Origin of the sequence: Promicromonospora sp. AC04 (assembly GCF_003058225.1) — a bacterium.
GTDB lineage: Bacteria > Actinomycetota > Actinomycetes > Actinomycetales > Cellulomonadaceae > Promicromonospora.
The window spans coordinates 1-23346 of sequence record NZ_QBUG01000001.1 but is presented as its reverse complement, the minus strand read 5'-3'; the positions used below and the strand labels follow the sequence as shown (position 1 = coordinate 23346).

Annotated in this window: 20 protein-coding genes; 18 read left to right on the top strand and 2 right to left on the bottom strand. The window is 70.8% G+C overall.

Annotated features, from left to right (window positions below):
- The first annotated feature begins 50 nt into the window (after positions 1-50).
- The 14 genes from argC to C8K30_RS00035 all read left to right on the top strand — a co-directional run bounded on the left by argC (position 51) and on the right by C8K30_RS00035 (position 14639).
- Entirely contained in the window at positions 51-1133 is a 1083-nt protein-coding gene (gene argC / locus C8K30_RS00100) for an N-acetyl-gamma-glutamyl-phosphate reductase (RefSeq protein ID WP_108490884.1), read from the top strand.
- Positions 1130-2311: a bifunctional glutamate N-acetyltransferase/amino-acid acetyltransferase ArgJ gene (argJ, locus tag C8K30_RS00095; RefSeq protein WP_108490883.1), complete on the top strand. Its 1182-nt coding sequence runs from the start codon at positions 1130-1132 to the stop codon at positions 2309-2311. Before argC ends, argJ begins: the two co-directional genes overlap by 4 nt.
- On the top strand, positions 2308-3222 hold the full coding sequence (gene argB / locus C8K30_RS00090) for an acetylglutamate kinase (protein WP_108490882.1): 915 nt from the start codon (positions 2308-2310) through the stop codon (positions 3220-3222). The genes argJ and argB overlap by 4 nt, the downstream gene beginning before the upstream one ends.
- Entirely contained in the window at positions 3219-4523 is a 1305-nt protein-coding gene (locus tag C8K30_RS00085; protein ID WP_108490881.1) for an acetylornithine transaminase, read from the top strand. Before argB ends, C8K30_RS00085 begins: the two co-directional genes overlap by 4 nt.
- Complete coding sequence (argF, locus tag C8K30_RS00080; protein ID WP_108490880.1) at positions 4520-5449, top strand: ornithine carbamoyltransferase; 930 nt, start codon at positions 4520-4522, stop codon at positions 5447-5449. Before C8K30_RS00085 ends, argF begins: the two co-directional genes overlap by 4 nt.
- Positions 5449-5961, top strand: a complete 513-nt coding sequence (locus C8K30_RS00075) for an arginine repressor (RefSeq protein WP_108490879.1) — start codon at positions 5449-5451, stop codon at positions 5959-5961. Before argF ends, C8K30_RS00075 begins: the two co-directional genes overlap by 1 nt.
- A 52-nt stretch (positions 5962-6013) precedes the next feature.
- Positions 6014-7261 carry an argininosuccinate synthase gene (locus tag C8K30_RS00070; RefSeq protein ID WP_108490878.1) on the top strand — a complete coding sequence of 416 codons (1248 nt, stop codon included), beginning with the start codon at positions 6014-6016 and terminating at the stop codon, positions 7259-7261.
- A 101-nt stretch (positions 7262-7362) separates the two neighbouring features.
- Positions 7363-8844: an argininosuccinate lyase gene (argH, locus tag C8K30_RS00065; protein WP_108491816.1), complete on the top strand. Its 1482-nt coding sequence runs from the start codon at positions 7363-7365 to the stop codon at positions 8842-8844.
- A 109-nt stretch (positions 8845-8953) separates the two neighbouring features.
- Positions 8954-9505 carry a uridine kinase gene (locus C8K30_RS00060; protein ID WP_108490877.1) on the top strand — a complete coding sequence of 184 codons (552 nt, stop codon included), beginning with the start codon at positions 8954-8956 and terminating at the stop codon, positions 9503-9505.
- A 110-nt stretch (positions 9506-9615) separates the two neighbouring features.
- A complete protein-coding gene (locus C8K30_RS00055) occupies positions 9616-11766 on the top strand; it encodes a polymorphic toxin-type HINT domain-containing protein (RefSeq protein ID WP_146197284.1) in 2151 nt (716 codons plus the stop codon).
- Positions 11766-12089: a hypothetical protein gene (locus C8K30_RS00050; protein WP_108490875.1), complete on the top strand. Its 324-nt coding sequence runs from the start codon at positions 11766-11768 to the stop codon at positions 12087-12089. Before C8K30_RS00055 ends, C8K30_RS00050 begins: the two co-directional genes overlap by 1 nt.
- Positions 12090-12096: 7 nt before the next feature.
- On the top strand, positions 12097-12747 hold the full coding sequence (locus tag C8K30_RS00045; protein ID WP_108490874.1) for a DNA-3-methyladenine glycosylase: 651 nt from the start codon (positions 12097-12099) through the stop codon (positions 12745-12747).
- Between the two features lie 135 nt (positions 12748-12882).
- Positions 12883-13245: a PadR family transcriptional regulator gene (locus tag C8K30_RS00040; RefSeq protein WP_108490873.1), complete on the top strand. Its 363-nt coding sequence runs from the start codon at positions 12883-12885 to the stop codon at positions 13243-13245.
- The gene (locus tag C8K30_RS00035) at positions 13245-14639 is read left to right on the top strand and encodes a permease prefix domain 1-containing protein (protein ID WP_108491815.1); all 1395 of its coding nucleotides are present in this window, start codon (positions 13245-13247) and stop codon (positions 14637-14639) included. The genes C8K30_RS00040 and C8K30_RS00035 overlap by 1 nt, the downstream gene beginning before the upstream one ends.
- Before the next feature lie 158 nt (positions 14640-14797).
- Here C8K30_RS00035 and C8K30_RS00030 read toward each other — a convergent pair whose 3' ends face one another.
- Together C8K30_RS00030 and C8K30_RS00025 are read right to left on the bottom strand one after the other, a co-directional pair.
- Positions 14798-15781, bottom strand: a complete 984-nt coding sequence (locus tag C8K30_RS00030; RefSeq protein ID WP_233256885.1) for a RimK family alpha-L-glutamate ligase — start codon at positions 15779-15781, stop codon at positions 14798-14800.
- A gap of 102 nt (positions 15782-15883) precedes the next feature.
- Positions 15884-17167 carry an MFS transporter gene (locus C8K30_RS00025; RefSeq protein ID WP_108490872.1) on the bottom strand — a complete coding sequence of 428 codons (1284 nt, stop codon included), beginning with the start codon at positions 17165-17167 and terminating at the stop codon, positions 15884-15886.
- A gap of 157 nt (positions 17168-17324) precedes the next feature.
- Here C8K30_RS00025 and C8K30_RS00020 point away from each other — a divergent pair, with 157 nt between their 5' ends.
- The 4 genes from C8K30_RS00020 (at position 17325) to glmS (ending at position 22714) form a co-directional block, all read left to right on the top strand.
- Positions 17325-19031 (top strand): SpoIIE family protein phosphatase, encoded by a 1707-nt coding sequence (locus tag C8K30_RS00020; protein WP_108490871.1) that lies wholly within the window; start codon positions 17325-17327, stop codon positions 19029-19031.
- Between the two features lie 113 nt (positions 19032-19144).
- The gene (gene tyrS, locus C8K30_RS00015) at positions 19145-20404 is read left to right on the top strand and encodes a tyrosine--tRNA ligase (protein ID WP_108491813.1); all 1260 of its coding nucleotides are present in this window, start codon (positions 19145-19147) and stop codon (positions 20402-20404) included.
- A gap of 156 nt (positions 20405-20560) precedes the next feature.
- Complete coding sequence (locus C8K30_RS00010; protein ID WP_108490870.1) at positions 20561-20824, top strand: hypothetical protein; 264 nt, start codon at positions 20561-20563, stop codon at positions 20822-20824.
- Between the two features lie 66 nt (positions 20825-20890).
- Positions 20891-22714 (top strand): glutamine--fructose-6-phosphate transaminase (isomerizing), encoded by a 1824-nt coding sequence (gene glmS / locus C8K30_RS00005; protein WP_108490869.1) that lies wholly within the window; start codon positions 20891-20893, stop codon positions 22712-22714.
- Positions 22715-23346 lie beyond the last annotated feature (632 nt).

Here is a 23346-nt window from a genome sequence, read left to right as displayed (position 1 = left end):
CCGTCCGGCCGGGTTTTCGCACCGCCGCATAATTATGTACACTACCGAATATGTCCAGCAGCCAGCTCATCCGAGTCGCCGTCGCCGGCGCGTCCGGCTACGCGGGCGGTGAGGTCCTGCGCCTCCTCGCGGCCCACCCCTTCGTCGAGATCGGCACGCTCACCGCGCACACCAGCGCCGGGTCGCGTCTCGGTGAGGTCCAGCCGCACCTGCGCGGCCTCGCGCACCGCATCCTGGAGCCCACCACTCCCGACGCGCTGCGGGGGCACGACGTCGTGCTGCTCGGCCTGCCGCACGGCGCGTCCGGTCAGGTGGCAGCCCAGCTGCCGGACGACGTCCTCGTCGTGGACCTCGGCGCCGACCACCGGCTGGAGTCCGCGAGCGACTGGGAGCAGTTCTACGGGTCGACGCACGCCGGGACCTGGCCGTACGGGCTGCCCGAGCTGATCCACGCCGAGGCGCCCGGCGTCGACGTCGCGACGGCCGCCCGCCAGCGGGACAAGCTGCCCGGCACGCGCCGCATCGCCGTGCCCGGCTGCAACGTCACGGCGGTGACCCTGGGCCTGCAGCCGGGTGTCGCGGCCGGCGTCGTGGAACCCACCGACATCGTGGCCGTGCTGGCCAACGGATACTCCGGCGCGGGCAAGGCGCTCAAGCCGCACCTCCTGGCGAGCGAGGCGCTGGGCGCCGCGCAGCCGTACGCGGTGGGTGGCACGCACCGGCACATCCCGGAGATCCAGCAGAACCTGCGGGCCGCCGGGGCGCCGCAGGTGACCATCAGCTTCACGCCGACCCTCGTGCCGATGGCGCGCGGCATCCTCGCGACGGCGACCGCCCCGCTGGTCAAGGGCATCGACCCGGAGCAGGTCCGCGCCGCTTGGGAGGCGGCGTACGCGGACGAGCCGTTCGTGCACCTGCTCCCGGAAGGCCAGTGGCCCAGCACCGCGATGACGCTGGGCGCCAACACCGCGTGCGTGCAGGTGGCGGTCGACGCCGCCGCCCGCCGGGTCGTCACCGTCACCGCCATCGACAACCTCGTCAAGGGGACCGCGGGCGCCGCGATCCAGTCCATGAACCTCGCCCTCGGCCTGCGGGAGACCGCCGGCCTCATCACCGAAGGAGTCGCACCGTGAGCGTCACCGCCGCACAAGGGTTCCGGGCGGCCGGGATCACGGCCGGCCTCAAGGCGTCCGGCACCCCGGACCTGGCCCTCGTCGTCAACGACGGCCCCGAGCACACCGCCGCCGCCGTGTTCACGAGCAACCGCGTGGTCGGCGCGCCCGTCATGTGGTCGCGGCAGGCGGTCAAGGACGGCGTCGCGCGCGCCGTGGTGTTCAACTCCGGCGGCGCCAACGTCTGCACCGGCCCGGGCGGGTTCCAGGACGCGCACGCCACCGCCGAGAAGGTCGCCGACGAGCTCGGGATCGGCGCGATCGACGTGCTGGTGGGCTCCACCGGCCTGATCGGCGTGCGCCTGGCCGCGGACAAGCTGCTCGCCGGCGTCCCCGTCGCGGTCGGCGCCCTCGCGGCCGACGACGCAGCGGGCAAGGCCGCGGCCACCGCGATCATGACCACCGACACCGTGGCGAAGACGGCGGTGCGCATCGTCGAGACGCCGTCGGGCACCTTCACCGTGGGCGGCATGGCCAAGGGCGCTGGCATGCTCGCCCCCGCCCTGGCGACGATGCTGTGCGTGGTGACCACCGACGCCGTCGTCCCGGCAGCGGACGCCGACGCCGCCCTGCGGGCTGCCACGCGGGTCACCTTCGACCGCGTCGACTCCGACGGCGCCATGTCCACCTCGGACACCGTGGTCCTGATGGCCTCGGGCGCGTCGGGCGTCACGCCGGACCTGGCCGTGCTCACCGAGGCCGTCACGGCGATCTGCGCCGACCTGGCCCGGCAGCTCATAGCCGACGCCGAGGGCGCGTCCCACGACATCGCCATCACCGTCACGAACGCCACCACCGAGGACGCGGCGCTCGCCGTCGCGCGCGCCGTGAGCCGGTCGAACCTGGTCAAGGCCGCGATCTTCGGCAACGACCCCAACTGGGGCCGCATCCTGTCGCAGGTCGGCACGGTGCCGGAGGAGGTCGCGCCGTACGACCCCGCGGAGCTCGACGTGAGCGTCAACGGGGTGCTGGTCTGCAAGGCCGGCGGCGCCTACGAGCCGCGGGAGAAGGTGGACATGGCCGCGGCGCGGGACGTGACGATCACGGTCGACCTGCACGCCGGCGACGCCGAGGTCACGCTCTGGACCAACGACCTGACGCACGACTACGTCCACGAGAACAGCGCGTACAGCTCATGAGCAGCGACATCGTGAACGGGCTGCGGCCCGACCAGAAGGCCGAGGTGCTGATCGAGGCCCTGCCGTGGCTGCAGGAGTTCTCCGGCGCGCTCGTCGTCGTCAAGTACGGCGGCAACGCCATGATCGACGCCGGGCTCAAGGCCGCGTTCGCGCAGGACATGGTGTTCCTGCGGCAGGTGGGGCTGCGGCCCGTCGTCGTGCACGGCGGGGGACCGCAGATCAACGCGATGCTGGACCGCCTCGGCATCGCCTCGGAGTTCAAGGGCGGCCTGCGCGTCACCACGCCGGAGGCGATGGAGGTGGTGCGCATGGTCCTGACCGGCCAGGTCAGCCGCGAGCTGGTCGGCCTGATCAACGCGCACGGCCCGGTCGCCGTCGGCCTGTCCGGGGAGGACGGCGGCCTGCTCGGCGCCGAGCGCCGGCACGCCATCGTGCAGGGCGAGCCCGTCGACGTCGGCCTCGTGGGCGACGTCGTGCAGGTGGACCCGCGCGCCGTGGAGGACCTGCTGGAAGCCGGCCGCATCCCTGTGGTGTCCACCATCGCGCCCGACAAGGACGATCCGACGCAGGTGCTGAACGTCAACGCGGACACGGCCGCCTCGGCGCTCGCGGTGGCCCTGGGCGCCAAGAAGCTCATAGTCCTGACCGACGTCGAGGGGCTGTACACGCGGTGGCCCGACCGGGGCTCGCTGGTGGAACGCATCACCGCGCCGGAGCTCTCGGAGCTGCTGCCGACCCTGGAGGCGGGGATGGTGCCGAAGATGGAGGCGTGCCTGCGCGCGGTCGAGGGCGGCGTGGCCGCCGCGACGGTCATCGACGGCCGCCAGCCGCACAGTGCGCTGCTGGAGGTCTTTACCACGAGGGGTAACGGGACGATGGTGGTTCCGGCGAAGGAAGGTGTGACCGCATGAGCACGGTGATCCCGGTCGAGGACGCCTCGGCCCTGGCCGCCAACGGGTCGGTCGCTGCATGGACCCAGCGGTACACGGGCGCGGTGATGGACACGTTCGGCCCGCCGCAGCGCGTGCTGGTGCGCGGCGAGGGCGCGTACGTGTGGGACGCCGACGGCAAGCGGTACCTCGACCTGCTCGGCGGTATCGCGGTGAACGCGCTGGGCCACGCCCACCCGACGCTCACCGCGGCGATCAGCGCCCAGCTCGGCACGCTGGGGCACGTCTCGAACTTCTTCGGCACGCCCGCCCAGATCGCGCTGGCCGAGACGCTGCTGCGCGCGGCGGAGGCACCGGACGGGTCGCGCGTGTTCCTGACCAACTCGGGCACCGAGGCGGTCGAGGCGGCGTTCAAGATGACGCGCCGCGTCGCGGCGTCGTCCGGAGTGGGGACCCGCACCCGGGTGTTCGCCCTCCAAGGGGCCTTCCACGGCCGGTCGATGGGGGCCCTCGCGCTGACCGCGAAGGCCGCCTACCGCGACCCGTTCTTGCCGCTCCCGGGCGGCGTCGAGCACCTGCCCTTCGGCGACCTCTCGGCCCTGGAGGCCGCGTTCACGCCCCAGTCCATCGCTGAGCACGGCGAGGTCGCCGCCCTGGTGGTCGAGCCCGTGCAGGGCGAGGCCGGGGTGCGGCCCCTGCCGCCCGGCTACCTCGCGGCCGCCCGCCGGCTGACCAAAGCGCACGGCGCGCTGCTCGTCCTGGACGAGGTCCAGACCGGCGTGGGCCGGTGCGGCTCCTGGTTCGCCTACCAGCAGCCGGAGATCGGCGGCGGCATAGTGCCCGACGTCGTCACGGTCGCCAAGGGCCTCGGCGGCGGCTTCCCCGTTGGTGCGGTGATCGCGTACGGCGCGGCCGCGCACCTGCTGGGCCGCGGTCAGCACGGCAGCACGTTCGGCGGCAACCCCGTCGCGGCCGCGGCGGCGCTCGCGACGATCGGCGTGATCGAGCGCGACGGCCTGCTGTCGAACGTGCGCGAGGTCGGGGCGCTGCTGCGCCAGGAGATCGAGATGTGCGGCAGCCCGCTCGTGAAGGAGGTCCGCGGGCGCGGGCTGCTGCTCGCGATCGTGCTGAACGAGCCCGTTGCGCCGCAGGTGGCCACTGCCGCGCTGGAGGCCGGGTTCATCGTGAACGCGGTGGCGCCGGACGCGATCCGGCTCGCGCCGCCCCTCATCCTGACCGCGGAGCAGGCCAAGGACGCCGCCCGCTTCTTCGCGACCCTCTCGCTGACCGAGAGCGCGACCAAGTCCGAGGAGGACCTGTGACCCGCCACTTCCTGCGCGACGACGACCTGACGCCGGCCGAGCAGAAAGCCGTTCTGGAACTCGGCCTCGCCCTGCGCGAGGACCGGTTCGCCCGGCGCCCGCTCGAGGGCCCGCGCGCCGTCGCGTTCATCACGGACAAGCCGACGCTGCGCACCCAGGTGTCGTTCGCGGCCGGGATCGCCGAGCTCGGCGGCTTCCCGCTCCAGGTCGACGGCAACCTCGCCAAGATCGGGCTGCGCGAGTCCATCGCCGACACCACGCGCGTGCTCGACCGCCAGGTCTCCGCCATCGTGTGGCGCACCTACGGGCAGGTGCGCATCGAGGAGATGGCCGCCGTCTCGCGCGTGCCGGTGATCAACGCGCTGACCGACCAGTTCCACCCGTGCCAGATCCTCGCGGACCTGCTCACGGTGGCGCAGCACCGGGGGCTCGACGCCCTCCCGGGCACCACGTTCGCCTACGTGGGCGACGCCGCCAACAACATGGGCAGCTCGTACCTGCTGGGCTGTGCCACGGCCGGCATGCACGTGCGGGTAGCGGGACCCGAGGGCTTTCTGCCCGACGCCGCCGTGGTCGCCCGGGCGAGCGAGATCGCCGCGCGGACGGGTGGTTCGGTGACCGTGACGACGTCGGCCAACGACGCCGTCACGGGGGCCGACGTCGTGGCCACCGACACCTGGGTGTCGATGGGCGACGAGGCGGAGGCCGAGCAGCGGGCCAAGCCGTTCTGGGACTTCCAGCTGAACGCGGAGCTGCTCGCGAGCGCCGCCCCGGACGCGCTGGTGCTGCACTGCCTGCCGGCGTACCGCGGCAAGGAGATCACCGCCGACGTCATCGACGGGCCGCAGTCCGTGGTCTGGGACGAGGCCGAGAACCGCCTGCACGCGCAGAAGGCGCTGCTGGCCTGGCTGCTGGAGCAGGGCTGATGGTCACCAGACAGACGACGGCGACGACCGCTACGACGAAGGCCGCCCGGCACGCCCGGATCACACAGATCGTCAGCCGGAACGCCATCCACTCGCAGGCCGAGCTCGCCGACGCCCTGGTGGCCGACGGCGTGAGCGTCACGCAGGGCACGCTCTCGCGTGACCTCATCGAGCTGCAGGCCGAGAAGGTCCGCGGCTCGGACGGCACGCTCGTCTACGCGGTCCCGGGCGAGGGTGGGGACCGCAGCGCGCAGTCGGACGCGGGCGAGGAGTACCTGTCCGCGCGGCTGGCCCGGCTGGCCAAGGAGCTGCTGGTCTCGGCCGAGTCGTCGGGCAACCTCGTGGTGCTCCGCACCCCGCCGGGGGCGGCGAACCTGCTGGCCTCGGCCATCGACCACTCCGTGTTCCCCGGGATGCTCGGCACCATCGCCGGGGATGACACGATCCTCGTCATCGCCCGCGACGCCGACGGCGCCGCGCTGGCGGGACGCTTCCTCGCGCTCAGCGCCTGAAGACACATCACAATCGCACTCGAAAACCACCACCGGAAAGAGAACGTCAATCATGACTGAACGCGTCGTGCTCGCCTACTCGGGCGGCCTGGACACCTCCGTCGCCATCGGCTGGATCGCCGAGGCCACCGGGGCCGAGGTGGTCGCCGTGGCCGTCGACGTCGGCCAGGGCGGCGAGGACATGAACGTCATCCGCCAGCGCGCGCTGGACTGCGGCGCCGTCGAGGCGTACATCGCTGACGCGCGCGACGAGTTCGCCGCGGAGTACTGCATGCCCGCGCTGCGGGCCAACGGCATGTACCTCGACCGCTACCCGCTGGTCTCCGCCATCTCGCGCCCCGTCATCGTGAAGCACCTGGTGCGCGCGGCCCGCCAGTTCGGTGCGACGACGGTGGCGCACGGCTGCACCGGCAAGGGCAACGACCAGGTCCGGTTCGAGGTGGCCACCACGTCGCTCGCCCCCGACCTGAAGTCGATTGCGCCGGTGCGCGACCTCGCCCTGACCCGCGAGAAGGCCATCGAGTACGCCGAGCGCAACAAGCTCCCGATCGCGACGACGAAGAACAACCCGTTCTCGATCGACCAGAACGTGTGGGGCCGCGCCGTGGAGACGGGCTTCCTCGAGGACATCTGGAACGAGCCCACCAAGGACGTCTACTCCTACACGGACGACCCCACGTTCCCGCCGGTGGCTGACGAGGTGATCATCACCTTCGAGCAGGGCGTCCCAGTCGCGATCGACGGCGTCTCGGTCACCCCGCTGCAGGCCATCCAGGAGATGAACCGCCGCGCCGGTGCGCAGGGCATCGGCCGCATCGACATCGTCGAGGACCGCCTCGTGGGCATCAAGTCCCGCGAGATCTACGAGGCCCCCGGCGCGATCGCTCTCATCACGGCGCACCAGGAGCTGGAGAACGTCACCCTGGAGCGCGAGCAGGCCCGGTTCAAGCGCCAGGTCGAGCAGCGCTGGAGCGAGCTGGTCTACGACGGCATGTGGTTCAGCCCGCTGAAGAAGTCCCTGGACGTCTTCGTCGACGACACCCAGAAGTACGTCTCGGGTGAGATCCGCATGGTGCTGCACGGTGGCCGGGCCACCGTCACCGGGCGCCGCTCGGAGCAGTCGCTGTACGACTTCAACCTCGCCACCTACGACGAGGGCGACGCGTTCGACCAGTCGCAGGCCCGCGGCTTCATCGAGATCTACGGCCTCACCGCCAAGCTCGCCGCCGCGCGCGACGAGAAGTTCGGCAACGGCGTGGACCTGGGGACCTCGGCGAGCCTCACCGCGGGCGCGCTGTGAGCGAGCACGACGGCGCGGTTCCGGACGGTGAGACCGGCCGGGACGGCACGACGGCGGGGAACGGGTCGGGTCCGGCCGGCAGCTCGTCGTCGGGCGGCGGCCTGACGGCGGGTGGTCCGACGTCGGACGTCGGCGCGGGCGGGAGGCCGGGTGCCGTCGGCGCGCCGTCCGGCGAGAAGGTCGCCCTCTGGGGCGGCCGCTTCGCCGGCGGCCCGTCCCCGGAGCTCGCCGCGCTCTCGCAGTCGACGCACTTCGACTGGCGGCTCGCGCCGTACGACATCGCCGGCTCGAAGGCGCACGCCCGCGTCCTGGCGGGCGCGGGCCTGCTCGCCGAGCCTGAGCTCGCCCGGATGATCGACGCGCTGGACATGCTGGAGCAGGACGTCGCCTCGGGCGCCTTCCTCCCGGTGCTCGACGACGAGGACGTGCACACCGCGCTGGAGCGCGGCCTGATCGAACGCGCCGGCCCGGACCTGGGCGGCAAGCTCCGCGCCGGCCGGTCCCGTAACGACCAGATCGCCACGCTGGTGCGGCTCTACCTGCGCGACCAGGCCCGCACCATCGGGACGCAGGTCCTGGACCTCGTGGACGAGCTGATCACCCAGGCGGTCGCCGCGGGCGACGCCCCCATGCCGGGGCGCACCCACCTGCAGCACGCCCAGCCGGTCCTGCTTGCGCACCACCTGCTGGCGCACGCCTGGCCGCTGCTGCGCGACGTCGACCGCTTCCTCGACTGGGACGTGCGCGCCTCGAAGTCGCCGTACGGCTCCGGGGCGCTCGCGGGCTCGTCGCTGGGCCTGGACCCGGCGGCAGTGGCCGCGGACCTGGGCCTGGAGGGCGGCCCGGTCGAGAACTCGATAGACGGCACGGCGTCGCGTGACGTGGCGGCGGAGTTCGCGTTCGTCGCGGCGATGATCGCCGTCGACCTCTCGCGGATCGCGGAGGAGGTCATCCTCTGGAACACGAAGGAGTTCGGGTTCGTCCGCCTGGACGACGCGTACTCCACGGGCTCGTCGATCATGCCGCAGAAGAAGAACCCGGACATCGCCGAGCTCGCGCGCGGCAAGGCCGGGCGCGTGATCGGGGACCTCACGGGCCTGCTCACCACGCTCAAGGGCCTCCCGCTCGCGTACAACCGCGACCTGCAGGAGGACAAGGAGCCGGTGTTCGACCAGGTCGCGACGCTCACTGTGGTGCTGCCCGCGTTCGCGGGCATGGTGCGGACCATGGTCTTCGACACGGACCGGATGGCCGAGCTCGCCCCGCAGGGCTTCTCGCTGGCCACCGATATCGCCGAGTGGCTCGTCAAGCAGGGCGTCCCGTTCCGGGTGGCGCACGAGGTCGCGGGCTCCTGCGTGCAGGAGTGCGAGGCGCGCGGCATCGAGCTGTGGGACCTGTCCGACGAGGACCTGGCCAAGATCTCGGAGCACCTCACTCCGGAGGTGCGTGGCGTGCTGTCCGTCGAGGGCTCCCTGGCCTCGCGCGACGCCGTGGGCGGCACCGCCCCGGTGCGCGTCGCGGAGCAGATCGAGGCTGCGAAGGAGCGCTCCACGGAGTACCGCTTCTGGGCCGACCCGGAGTAGTCGCGCTGTCCCGTTTCGCCGCCGGCCCAGCGATTGTGCCCAGAACTCAGGTGGTGAGTTCTGGGCACAATCGCTGAGCCGGCGGCTCTCAAGAGGAAGTGATGTCGACGTGACTGTCCCGCCTTCGGTTCTCGGCGATCTTCTGGACCGGATCCGGTCCGCCGACGCGCGTCTCGTATGCGTCGACGGACCAGCCGGTTCCGGCAAGACGACCTTGGCCGCCCAGCTGGGCGACGCCCTGGAGGCCCCGGTGGTCCACATGGACGACCTCTACGAGGGCTGGGCCGCCGGCCCCGACGGCGGCGCCGCGAACCTCCGCCGCTGGGTCCTGGACCCGCTGGTCGCGGGGGAGCCTGTCCGCTATCGCCGCTACGACTGGATCGACGGCGCATGGGCCGAGTGGCACGACGTCCCGCCGTCGGCCCACCTCGTGGTGGAGGGCTGCGGCGCGGCCGCGCGCCAGGTGGACGCGCTGGGCGCGTTCCGCATCTGGGTCGAGGCGGACGACGCCGAGCGGCTGCGCCGCGGGCTGGAGCGCGACGGCGAGGACGCCCGCGACCACTGGCTGCGCTGGATGACGGACGAGGCGGAGCACTTCGCGCGCGAACGAACCCGCGAGCGCGCTGATGTGTTGATCGACGGGTTCGGAACTCCGTCCTGAGCAACTCGCCGGGCCTTCGCATTTGCTTGTCAGTGTGAGGTAGCGCCTCTAACGTCTCGGTTGGTGTCTCGCCTGGGCGCCAGAGGATGGTCGACCACGACGGGGGACATGTGGCTGTGGTGCGTTGGTGGCGCAAGTGGTGGGTCTGGCTCATCGCCGGAGGCGTGGTGCTCGTCGGGCTGGGGGTCGCCGGCATCGTCACCCTGGTGTCGACCTTCCTGGGCTTCGTGGACGACGCCGCCGCGGAGGAGGAGGCGAGGCAGCCGTTCGAGCTGGCGCTCGACGATCTCGCGCAGACGGCCGCGGTGCGCTACCTGGGTCCGGTGGCGGAGGGCGTCGAGTACGACCTGAGCGTCACGTCCGACGGCGACGCCTACGGGACCGTCACGCTGTCCGAGGACACCTACCGGGTGCTGCGCGTGGGCGACGACGCCTACCTCAAGCCACCGGCCGGCACCCTGGCCGGTCCCGATGCGACCAAGGCACTGAAACATGAGCTCGACGGCCGGTGGCTCGTCAACGAGGGCGACCTGGCGCTCCCGGTCGATGACCTGATCCAGACGCCGCAGCAGTACGCGGACTACCTGCGGTCCGCGTTCGACGCGGGCGGCACCGTCTCGACGAGTGCCGTCGAGGTCGACGGCGTTCCCGCCCTGCGGGCCGACACGTGGGCCGGCTCGATCTACGTCACGAGCGAGCCACCCTACGAGATCCTGCATGTGGCGGAGCCCGACGACTCGACGCCGAGCGCGGAGTCCAGCCCGTCGCCCGAGAGTCTGCGCGACGGGAGCCCGAGCCCGCGCAGCGTCGCGCTCGCCGCGCTGCGAACGGAGACGGACGACGAGGGCGCGGCCTCCGAGGACGAGGGCGCCGACGTCGACGCGCCGGACGGTCCCGAGGGGCCGTCCGCGGTCTCGCAGCTATCCCGCGACGAGGTCGGCGACCTGTTCGACGGGATGGACGGCGCGACCCAGGAGCTCAAGAACGCTGTCAACCCGAGCATCCGCTTCGACCTGAACGGCCAGGCCCAGGTCAGCTGCAGCTCGGGTGGCTGCACGTCGAACGTTCAAGTGACCACCGACGTCTCCGCGGCTCAGGGCACGGTGACGGGCGGCACGGTGACGGGCGAGCTCGTCTCGGTCTTCACGGTGCAGGGCGGGCTCGCCGGGACCTGCGGGTCGTCGTCGAGCCTCGCGCTCAAGGGGACGTCGTCGATGAGTTGCTCGTCGCCTGCGGCGGGTGGCGTGTTCGCCGCCGCGGACGCGCGGGAGGGCGCGCAAGCACAGGCGAGGGCCAACGCCTGCCGCTGCACGGTCTCGTACCAGGTGCCGTACAGCGTGGATGCGCAAGTGCTCGCCGTGGCAAACGTGCGGGTCGAGGTACTGCGTTCCCAGCTCGGCGACCGACGCAAGGCGCTGATGGACCAGGGCAAGTTCTGCAGTTTTGCCGGGGCGACCCCAGTGCTCATGGGCGACGGCACGCGCAAGCCGATCCAGGACATCGAGGTCGGCGACAAGGTCTGGGCGGCCGACCCGGTGAGCGGGGAGCGCGGTCCGCGCGAGGTGACACACGTGTGGGTGCACCAGGACGAGCTCTTCGAGCTGGAGATCGACGGCGAGACGATCGTCACGACCGAGGACCACCCGTTCTGGTCCGTGACGGACCAGCGCTTCGAGCGCGCCGACGAACTCGGTGCGGGGGAGCGGGTGCTGGGCGCGGAGGAACGCAACCTCGTTGTTACGCACCCGATCAAGGCCTCACTCCCTGCGGACGGACTGGCGTACAACCTGACAGTCACCGGATGGCACACCTACCGTGTCGGTGAGCACAGCGTCCTCGTTCACAACGACAACAAGGGCAAGTACTGCGATATATCTGATCTGAAGGGAGACGAGCCGGATACAGCCCGTCGCCTCATGGAAGACCGGGACTACCCCAAGGACGGCGGGAAGCTCAGAGGTTTCAAGGACACAAACAACCCGGACTTCATCGATCAGAAGAATCGAACGTACGACGCGGTGGGCGGACCTACTGCGTGGACGCACAACGGATGGAAGCAGAATCCCGACCGCCAGATGAGCGCGATGCTCAAGTCGATCGAGAAGCACATCTACGAGAAACAGGGGAACACCTACACCGTTCTCGACCTGACCGGAGCGTCGAGAACACAGATCGACCAGGTCTTCGCGAGGCTGGACGAGCTCCAAGCCGGCCCTCGCAAGGAACTGAACAAGCTCATCATCCTCGGGGAGGACTACTGATGTCTGCGCTGGTGGTGGTGACCGACGACAGCAGCACCGATTGGTATGCGAACACCTCCTGGTGGACCGGATTCCTTGAGTTGCACCTCGAGCCGGTGGTTGGGCAGGTCAGGGCAGTGCTCGAAAAGTACGTCAGCGTCGTTGGTGTCGACTTCACGCAGATGGACGATGGCGATCCTGCGATCGTCGGATCGTGGTTGCACGGCGCGATCGGTGCCGAACTTGAGTCTGAGATGAGTCCCGAGTCGCGGCGACACCTGAGTGACCTCCGCGAGCGGCTTGCGGCTCTTGTGCTCCAGCAATCTCGAGGACAACCTGAGTGACGGAGTCATGACCATCCCGGCTCGTGACTTCTTCGACCGGCCCGTCGTGGACGTCGCCCGCGACCTGCTCGGCGCCACTCTCACCCGGCACACGCCGCAGGGCACGGTGGCCCTGCGCATCACCGAGGTCGAGGCGTACGACGGCACCAACGACCCCGGCTCCCACGCCTTCCGCGGCCCGAACCGGCGGAACGAGACGATGTTCGGCGAGCCCGGACGCCTGTACGTGTACCGGCACCTCGGTCTGCACTACTGCGCCAACGTCGTCTGCGGGCCGGAGGGGACGGCGTCGGCGGTTCTGCTCCGGGCCGGCGAGGTGACGGGGCCGGACCCCGACGGTGTTGCGCTCGCCCGGGCGAGGCGCCTCGCGTCCGGCGTGGTGCGCGCCGACCGCGACCTGGCACGCGGCCCGGCCCGCCTCGCGGTGGCACTCGGCCTGGACCTGGCCGACGACGGCGCCGACGTCACCGACCCGGAAGGTGCCGTGGTGCTGGAAGCCGCCGGGGCGCCGTCGGGCACCGTGCTGTCCGGGCCCCGCGTGGGTGTGAGCGGCGACGGCGGCCGCGCCGACCTGTACCCCTGGCGCTTCTGGCTCGACGGTGAGCCGACGGTGTCGGTCTACCGCGCCGCCCAGCCCCGGCGTCGACCCAGCGCCTAGGCAGCGCGAAGGCCGGGCTCCCGTCGTCCGGCGCGGGTTCCTGCCTGCCTGCACCACGAAGTTCGTGAGCCTAGGACTCCTATGCCTAGTTCTGCTAGGGTTCAACACCTGGCAGAACTAGGCATAGGAGTGCAGGTGCACATCGACAAGGACCTGGTCGCGGCGTCGGCCACACCGCTCGTCCTCGGCATCCTGGCCGACGGCGAGTCGTACGGCTACGCGATCCTCAAACGCGTCAACGAGCTCTCCGGCGGCCGCATGCAGTGGACCGACGGAATGCTCTACCCCCTGCTCCACCGGCTCGAACGGCTCGGATACGTCGGGGCGACGTGGGGCACGTCCGACGTCGGACGGCGCCGCAAGCACTACGCGATCACCCGCGCCGGCCGCGAGGCGCTCGCCGAGCGGCGACAGCAGTGGGCGGTCGTCTCGGAGGCGCTCAAGCAGGTCTGGCAGGACGTCCAGCCGGGTCCCGCCGTCGCGGAAGGGTGGGCCTGATGAGCGAGCAGAACGCCGACGGCGCAGTCGTCCCGACCGAGCACGCCGCCCTGGAGGAGCAGTTCGACCAGTGGCGCGGCTACGTCCAGCGGCGCCGGGCGATCTCGGCGGCCGACGTCGACGAGATGGAGGACCACCTGCGCGGCCAGGTCAACGACCTGACCGCGAGCGGGCTCGACGACGAGGAGGCGTTCCTCGTGGCGGTCAAGCGCATGGGCAACCTCGACGAGGTGTCGCGTGAGTTCGCCCGCGAGCACTCCGACCGGCTCTGGAAGCAGCTGGTGCTCGTCCCGGAAGAGCCCGGCGACGGCGGCCGCTGGCGCGAGCTGGGCGTCGTGCTCGCCCTGGCCGTCACCGCGGGCATCTGGGTCAAGATCTTGCTCGACATCGCTGGCGACGACGAGCTGGTGGTCGTGCGCAACGCGTCCTTCGCCGTCCTGCCGTTCCTGGCGGGCTACTTCGTGTGGAAGCGGCGCGTCCCGTGGCGTATCGGGGCGACGCTGCTCGCCGCCACGGCCGTGCTCGCGCTGGTGGTGAACCTCTACCCGTTCGAGTCGGGGCCCGACGGCGAACCCGGCATGACCCTGTTCCTCGCGATCACCCACACCCCGGTGGTGCTGTGGTTGCTCCTGGGGGTCGTGTACGCGGGCGGCGCGTGGCGGTCCAGCGCGCGGCGCATGGACTTCGTCCGGTTCACGGGCGAGCTCATCATCTACCTCGCGCTGATCCAGCTCGGCGGCGGCCTGCTCATCGGGCTCACGTTCGGCGTGCTCGACCTGGTCGGCGTCGACTTCGAGCCGTTCCTGGGCGACTGGCTCCTGCCGTTCGCGATACCGGGTGCGCTGCTGGTCGGCGCGTGGCTGGTGGAGGCGAAGAAGAACGTCGTCGAGAACATCGCCCCGGTGCTCACCCGCGTGTTCACGCCCCTGACGATCGTGATGCTGCTCGCCATCTTCGTCGTCCTGCTCGTGAACGGGCCGCTCACCGCGGTGGATCGCGACCTGCTCATCCTCATGGACGCGATCCTGGTCCTCGTCCTGTTCCTCCTGCTGTACTCGATCTCGGCCCGTGACCCGCACGCCCCGCCCGGGATCTTCGACTGGATGCAGCTGGTGCTGCTCGGCGCGGCGCTCGCGGTCGACGCCGTTGCGCTGACCGCGATGCTCACCCGCATCGCCGAGTTCGGGTTCACCGCCAACAAGGTCGCCGCGCTCGGGCTCAACCTGGTGCTCCTGGTGCACCTCGCGTGGGCGGCCTGGCTCGCGACCGGGTTCGTCCGCGGGCAGCGCACGTTCGGTGCGATCGAGCGCTGGCAGACCCAGTACCTGCCGGTCTACGCCGTCTGGGCGGCGATAGTGGTGGTGGCTTTCGGTCCGATCTTCGGCTTCGTGTAGACGAGCCGTCCGACGGGGCTGACGCCGCATCCCCGTCGGGGAACGGTTACGCGAGTGGGGTGTGTTGCTCTGCGTAGACGATGTCTACGCTGCGCAACACACCCCACTCGCGTGATCTCTCCCCGGACCCGCCCGCACCAGGGCTCGGGGGCCGGTGCTCAACGTGCTTCGGGGTACGTCTCCCGCAGCACGCGGGCCAGGTGGCGCACGATCTCGCGCGGGCCAGACTTCGCGGTGCCCTGCTCGACGTCGCTGTTGTAGTTCGTGTTGGTGTTCACGTCGTACGTCAGGACGCGGCCGTCGGCGGTCCGGATGTTCTCGATGCCCGCCACCTCGATGCCGTGCCGCTTCGTGAACGCGACGTACTTGGCGACCACCGGGTCGTCGTAGCCCTCGCGCTCGGAGAACAGTCCCCAGTCCTCGTCGGGTGCCATGGAGATGGTCGCGCCGACCGGCGGGACCGGACGGCCCGTCTCCGGGTCGATGACGCACGCGTCGGCGGGGCAGAGCTGGAACCCGCCGCGCTCGGTGTCGCCCCGGACGGCGTAGACCATCTCACCGCCGACGATCTCGACGCGCGTGATGCCGCCGTCGGCCGCGACGACGTACTCCTGGACCAGCGTGATGCCGTCAACGGGCTCCTCGTACTCGTCGGACCCGACGTAGTCGGCGAGGTCGTCGAACGACTCGAACTTGCGCACGCCCAGGCCCTTGCCGCCCTGGTTGTGCTTGGTGACGAACGGGGTGGGGAAACCCTGTGCGGCCTTCAGCACCTGGTCCCGCCCGACGGCGGCCACGGTGCGCGGGGTGTCGATCCCGGCGGCGCGCAGGGCGGTGAGCTGGTCCACCTTGCTGACCTCGAGCTCCAGCACGCGGCGGCCGTTGACCGTGCGGCGCCCGTACGCCTCCAGCCAGGACAGCACGGCGCGCGAGTAGTCCTTGGTGAGGCCGTGGTCACGCGTGTGGCTGCTCGCCGAGATGCGGGACCAGAAGATGCCCTCGGGCGGCGCCTCGTCGAGGTCGAGCACGCCGTCGGTCAGCACCCACTCCACGTAGTCGACGCCCTCGGCCGCGAAGGCCTCGGCGAACGGAGGGAACCACTCGGGGTTCTCGTGCAGGGCGTAGATCTTGGGGGTGGGCACAGGGACCTTCCGGGACACAGAGCTGCCGTCTATGGGACGCATCAATACTGGCACGCGGGCAGGGCCGGGTGAATGTGCTGTCCGGCACACGGCACGCCTCGGTCAGCGGGTGTGCTCCGGCGCGGCGTCCACCTTCGAGTCGGCCGCGGGCTCCGGAGCGGCGTCGACCTCCGCCAGCGAGCGTCGTGCCCCGGGGAACGCGAGGATCGCGCCCAGCACCGCGACCAGCAGGACGCCGGCCAGGATCAGCAGCGACTCCACGGAGAACTGGTCGGCCAGCGGGCCGAAGATCACCATGGACAGCGGCATGGCGACCGTCATGACGATGCCGACGAAGCCGAAGACCCGCCCCTGCATCTCGGGCTCGACGCGCTCCTGGATGATCGTCATCGCCGGGGTGTTCAGCGCGGCGAACATGACGCCGATCACCAGCCCGATCGAGAAGAACACCCACATGTTCGTGGACACACCCAGGCCGGCGACCAGCACGCCCGTGGCGATCACGGACCCCACCATGAGCCGGACCCGGCGAGTGATCCGGGGGCCGACGGACGCCATGATGATGCCGCCCAGCAGCATCCCGCCGCCCCAGAACAGCTCGTTGGCGGTCAGCTTCCACACCTCGTCGCCGAACGTGCGGGCCACCATGAGCGGCGTGAGGAAGCTCGGTGCGCCGACCAGGAACATCACCAGCGCGAAGAGGGTGATGAGCCACCGCATCGGCGCGTTCGACCGGATGTACCGCACGCCTGCCACGAGGTCACCGAAGTAGCTGACCGGCTCACCGGCGTCGGACCGGACCAGCCGCGGTACGGCGACCAGCGCGAGCATCCCCACACCGAGCAGGGCGGTCACCACGTCCACGAAGAACACGGTGACGATGTCGAACGAGGCGTAGATCGCGGCGGCCAGCGCCGGGGCGAGCAGCATCATCCCGGACTGGATCGACTGGAAGATCCCGTTGACGCGCATGAGCTGATCGGTGGGCGCGATCTGGGGGATCATCGCGCTGACCGCAGGTGTCTGGATGCCCGCGAACACGGACCGCACGGCAAGGGCCGCGTAGATGACCCACAGCGAGTCGACGCCGCTGACCATGAGCAGGGCGAGCCCGAGGGTCGCTACCGCGATGACCGTGTCCGAGCCCATGATCAGGAACTTGCGGTGGTGCCGGTCCGCCCACACGCCGCCGAAGATCGAGACGAACGCCTGCGGCAGCATGCCGAACACGATGCTCAGCATGAGCACGGACCCGGACTGCGTCTCGATGGTCAGGTGCCACATGACCGCGTACATGACCACCATCGACCCGAACAGGGAGATGGTCTGGCCGGCCAGGAACAGCCCGACGTTCCGCTTCCAGCGCGGCATTTCGACGTCGCTCACGGTTCCACCCTGCCTGAGGTCCCGGCGGAACGCTGAGGCATTTTCGTTTCCATGCGACGTCCGACGACGGACCTGACCCGAACTCATCGGTGCGATACCTGTTTTCTCATCCACGCCGGACGCTGATTCGGCGCGTTGCTGTCGTTAGCATTCGCTTGTGGGAGCGGAATGGTTCGAGGACGCGACAGCGCGCAGCGCGGTCGGCCGCGAGGCCCGGACCGTCGCGTGGGATGCCACGCCACTGGGTCCGCCGAGCACGTGGCCGCAGTCGCTGCGCCACGCCGTCCGGCTGTGCTTCTCGACGCGGTTCCCGGTGATGATGGTCTGGGGCCCGGACCTGACACTGATCTACAACGACGGCTACCGGGAGATGCTCGGCACGGACAAGCATCCCGGTGCACAGGGCGCTCCCGCGCGGGTGGTCTGGGCCGAGATCTGGGACGAGATCGGCCCGCTGTTCGACACCGTGCTGACCACGGGCCGGCCGACGCTGAGCCGTGACCTGTTCCTGCTGATGAACCGGTCCGGGTACGACGAGGAGACCTACTTCACCTTCTCCTACAGCCCCCTGTCGGACGACGACGGCCGGATCGTCGGCGTGCTGGACATCGCGACCGAGACGACGCACGAGGTCGTCAACCAGAGGCGCCTGGCGGCGCTGGGCGAGGTGCAGGCGGCCCTGCCGACGACCTTCACGCACCTGCGGAACTTCGCCCTGCCCGTGGTCAAGGCGCTGTCCGGGTGCCCGGACATCTCCCGTGCGGCCGTCTACGGCGTGACCGGGCCCCAGGTCGTGCTGGAGTCCGGGGAGGCCCGGGAGGCGGACGAGCTGGACCTCGTCGTCCGGGCCTTCCGTTCCGGTCGGCGCCAGGTCGTCCCCGGCATGGTGGTCAAGCCGGTGCGGTCGGACCGCGGCAGCGGCGTCCTCGCCGTCCTCGTCCTGCGCGCGACCGTGGTGCGACCGTGGGACGCGGACTACGCCCGCTTCATGGTGGTCATGTCGACGACGGTCGCCGCGGCGCTGCGCGACGTCGTCCGCCGCCGCGCCCACGACGACGCGCTGCGGCTCCGGGCCCTGCGCTCGGAGCAGGAGCGGGCCAGGGCCACCGAGGTGTCGCTGGCGCTCCAGCGGGCCGTGCTGACCGACCCGCCGAAGTTCGACGACCTGGAGGTGGTCGTGCACTACCAGCCGGCCGCGGCCGAGCGTGACATCGGCGGCGACTGGTACGACGCGTTCGCGACGCGTGACGGTTCCACGTTCGTGGTGATCGGCGACGTGATCGGGCACGACCTCGGTGCCGCGGTCGTGATGGGTCAGCTCCGCGCCCTCGTGCGGGCCATCGGGTACGACAGCCAGGAGACGCCCGCGCGGGTGCTGCAACGCGTCGACGCGGCCATCGACGGGCTCGCCCTCGGGAGCGCGGCGACGGCCACCGCGCTCGTGGCGCGCGTCGAGCGGACACCCGGGCAACGGCCGGGCCGGCTCCGCACGGTGCGGTGGTCCAGTGCGGGCCATCCGCCCCCGATCGTGGTCCGCGCCGATGGCAGGTCCGAGATCCTGGCGGTCCGCAACGACCTGTTGCTCGGCATGGACCCGGGCGCGCCACGACGGGACCACACGGTCGACATCGGCCCCGGCGACACGCTGGTGCTGTACACCGACGGGCTGATCGAGACGCGGGACAGCGGCCTGCGTGCCCGCCTGGACCAGCTCGCCAGGGTCCTCGAGGGAACCCACACCGCCGACCTGGGCTCCGTCGTCCAGACGGCCCTGTCCGGCATGCTCGAGGCCACCGCAGACGACGACGTCGCGATCGTGATGGTGCGCGCCACCCCGGACGGCGGCAGCGCCGTCGGGCCCTGACGTCGTAAAGGCGGGTTCCCCTACCGCCGTCGGGCAGACTATGACCAGCGGGCCGACGAGCCCGCCGAGCGGCCCGTCCCGGGCCGCGCCCCACGGAACAAGGAGTGACCACGGTGACCGACATCCTCGACGAGCTGCAATGGCGAGGCCTGGTGGCACAGTCCACCGACGAGGCCGCGCTGCGTTCTGCACTGTCGGAGGGCACCGTGGACTATTACGTGGGCTTCGACCCCACGGCCCCGTCGCTGCACATCGGCAACCTCGTCCAGATCCTCACGGCACGCAGGCTGCAGGACGCCGGCCACCGGCCCTACCTGCTGGTCGGCGGCGCGACGGGCCTCATCGGCGACCCCCGCGACTCCGGCGAGCGCACGCTCAACTCGCCCGAGGTGGTCGCCGGCTGGGTGGAGCGCATCCGCGCCCAGATCGAGCCGCACCTGTCCTTCGAGGGCGACAACGCCGCGCGCATGGTGAACAACCTCGACTGGACCGCCCCGATGTCCGCGATCGAGTTCCTGCGCGACATCGGCAAGCACTTCCGGATGGGCACCATGCTGTCCAAGGACATCGTGGCCCGGCGGCTCGCCTCGGACGAGGGCATCAGCTTCACCGAGTTCAGCTACCAGGTGCTGCAGGGCATGGACTACCGCGAGCTGTACAAGCGGCACGGCATCACCCTGCAGCTCGGCGGCAACGACCAGTGGGGCAACCTGCTGGCCGGCGTCGAGCTGATCCGCAAGTCCGAGGGCGTGAGCGCGCACGCGCTCACGACGCCGCTCATCACCAAGGCCGACGGGACCAAGTTCGGCAAGTCCGAGGGCGGCTCCATCTGGCTCGACCCGGAGATGACCAGCCCCTACGCCTTCTACCAGTTCTGGCTCAACCAGGCCGACGCCGACGTCGTGAACTACCTCAAGGTGTTCACGTTCCGGTCGCGCGAGGAGATCACCGAGCTCGAGCGCGAGGTGGCCGAGCGGCCCTTCGCACGCGAGGCCCAGAAGGCGCTCGCGGGTGACGTGACCACCCTGGTGCACGGCGCCGGTGCGACCGAGGCGGTCATCGCGGCGAGCCAGGCGCTGTTCGGCCGCGGCTCGCTCGACGACCTCGACGCCCGGACGCTCGCGGGTGCGGTGGCCGAGCTGCCGCGCGTGACGGCCAAGGCCGGCGACCTGGTCGCCGACCTGCTGGTGGGCTCGGGGCTCGTGGCGTCCAAGGGCGCCGCGCGGCGCGCGATCGCGGAGGGCGGCGCCTACGTGAACAACGTGAAGGTGACGTCCGACGACGCCGCGCTCGCCCCCGAGGACCTGCTCCACGGGAAGCACGCGGTGCTGCGCCGCGGCAAGAAGACGCTGGCGGTCGCGGCTTCGGAGTGACCTCCCGCTGACCGGCCACGCCGGTGCACGACGGCGGCCGCCTGCTGACCAGCGGGCGGCCGCCGTTCGTCTGCCCGGACGTCTTTCGAGCCGAGACTTGCCCGATTCCGGGCAAGAAATTGCGCTTCGCGATCCGGATGGGTCACTCTCTCAGACATGAGGACGTCTTCCGACCTCGTCGCCCACGTGGCGGCGACCACGGGGCTCACGCCCGCCGAGGCCGCGCGGGTGATCGGCGACGTGATGGCCTATTTCGCCACACCGGTCGAGGACTTCGTCCGACGGCGGCATGCTGAGCTGAAGGCCCACGGGGCGAAAAACCCCGAGATCTTCGCGCGCATAGCCGCCGAGCTGGGACACCGCGTCGTCGCGGCGCCGCAGCTCAGCGAGCGTCAGCTGCGCCGGATGATCTACGGCTGAGCCTGACGAGCCGCGCGGGTCGACCCGACCCGCCCGGTCCATGCATTCCCTCGGAGGAGCAGAATCATGTGCGGAATCGTCGGTTACGTCGGTGGCCAGAACGCGGCCCCGTTGCTCGTGGAGGCACTCGGCCGCCTGGAGCACCGGGGATACGACTCAGCGGGAGTCGCCGTCGTCGGCCCCCAGCTACGGGTGAGCAAACGCGCCGGACGGGTCCGCGACCTCGCCGAGATCCTGCCCAAGCGGATGCCCGGGCGGGTGGGGATCGGCCACACCCGGTGGGCCACGCACGGCCCCGCGACGGACGCCAACGCCCACCCGCACACCGACGCGAGCGGCACAGTGGCGGTGGTGCACAACGGCATCATCGACAACGCCGCGGCGCTCCGCGCGCGGCTCACGGATCAGGGCGTACCGCTCGTGAGCGACACAGACACCGAGGTGTTCGCCCACCTCGTCGCCCTGTCCGACGCCGACACGCTCGAGGGCAAGGTCGTCGACGCGCTGGACGCGGTGGTGGGGACCTACGGGCTGGCCGTGGTGCACGCGGACTTCCCGGACCGGATAGTGGTGGCCCGCAACGGCAGCCCGCTGCTGGTCGGCGTGGGGGACAAGGAGATGTTCGTGGCCTCCGACCTCGCGGCGCTCGTGCGCCACACCACCACGGTCGCACACCTGGCCGACGGCGAGCTGGCGACCGTCACGGCGTCGGGCTTCACGACGTTCCGCCGGGACCTGACGCAGACGCAGACCACGGCCCGCGAGATCGACGTCGACCCCAGCGCCTACGAGCACGGTCAGATCGACGGCCGCCCGCGCATGTACACCGAGATGCTCGAACAGCCGGCCAGCGTGGAGCGCACGCTGCGCGGGCGCCTGGACGAGCGGTTCGCCACCGCCCATCTGGGCGGACTCGACATGGACGCCCGCGAGTTGCGTGCCTTCCGGCGCGTCAAGATCCTGGGCTGCGGGTCGGCGTACTACGTGGGGCAGATGGGCGCCTCGCTCATCGAGGAGCTCGCACGCGTCCCCGCCGACGCCGAGGCCGCGAGCGAGTTCCGCTACCGCGGCCCCGTCATCGAGCCGGACACCCTGTACGTCGCGGTGAGCCAGTCCGGCGAGACCATCGACACCCTGCTGGCCGTGGAGGAGATCAAGCGCAAGGGTGGCCGAGTCATCGGACTTGTCAACGTGGTCGGCTCCGCGGTCGCCCGGGCCTGCGACGGCGGGATCTACCTGCATGCGGGGCCGGAGATCGCCGTCGCCTCCACCAAGGCGCTCACCACGATGTTCGTGGGCTTCGCACTGCTCGCCCTCCAGCTCGGGCGAGTGCGGGACCTCTCCGTCGCCGACGGGCGCCGGCTGATCGACGGGCTGCAGAGCCTGCCGGCCCAGATCGAGCAGGTGCTCGACGACGAGGAGCGGATCGTGCAGGCCGCCAAGGCGCTCGCGGCGGCCGACAGCCTGTTCTTCGTGGGCCGGGTCCGGGGGTTCCCGGTGGCGCGCGAGGGCGCGCAGAAGTTCAAGGAGATCAGCTACCGGCACGCCGAGGCCTACCAGATGTCCGAGCTGAAGCACGGGCCGCTGGCACTGATCTCGTCCGACGTGCCGACCGTCGCGATCGTGCCCGACGACGAGCTGACCGACCGCAACGTGGCCGCCCTGCACGAGATCGCCGCCCGCGGCGGCCCCCTCGTCGTCGTGACGCACGCCGGCGTGGACCTGGGCGAGCTGAAGGTGGAACGGATCGACGTGCCCCGCAACGAGAAGGAGCTCGACCCGCTGCTCCTCACCGTGCCGTTGCAGCTGCTGGCCTACCACGCAGCGCTGGCGCTCGGGCACGACGTCGACAAGCCGCGGAACCTGGCGAAGTCGGTCACAGTGGAGTGACGTTCGCGCTGCTGAGCGTCCGGTGATGCCATGGCGCAGCACCGGACGCAGGCTCATTGGCAAGCCGATTTGGCGTGGCGGCGGTGGCTGTGTACTGTTCCGGTTGTTCGCCCGGCAGGGAGACACGGACAGGAAGCGCGAAAAGCGCGACTGGCCGGTCCCGGGGCGGAAACCAACTCAGATCTGGCAGCAGCCTCGTGCGCTCCGGAACTGGGGAGGGCTTGCCAGATCGGCACCCCGATGAAGCGATCCTGACCAGGATGCTTGCGCCGGGGAGCGTGGTAGGGTAAGTTACAGAGGTTGCCTCCTGAAGGTAGATGGAGCGGCTAGCGCCGCGAGCTACCGGGAGACGTCCCTACCTCTGCAGATCGTCGAAGTTCACGCTTCCGACGGTGGCGAAAATGGGAACCAGAATTCACTCGGATACCCGAAGAATTCTCCCGGCCGACAGGCTGGCGGGGATTTGGAAAAGTCCGAAAGAGCCTGGTAAGTTTGAGGAACTGCCCCGGGCGGTGAAGCGATCGGAATGGTTGCGGATCTGGCGGTGTGCGTCGGTTGTTTGAGAACTCAACAGTGTGCTTGATAGTCAATGCCAAATTGTTTGGCCCTTTGCGGGGTGTGGCTTTGCTGAC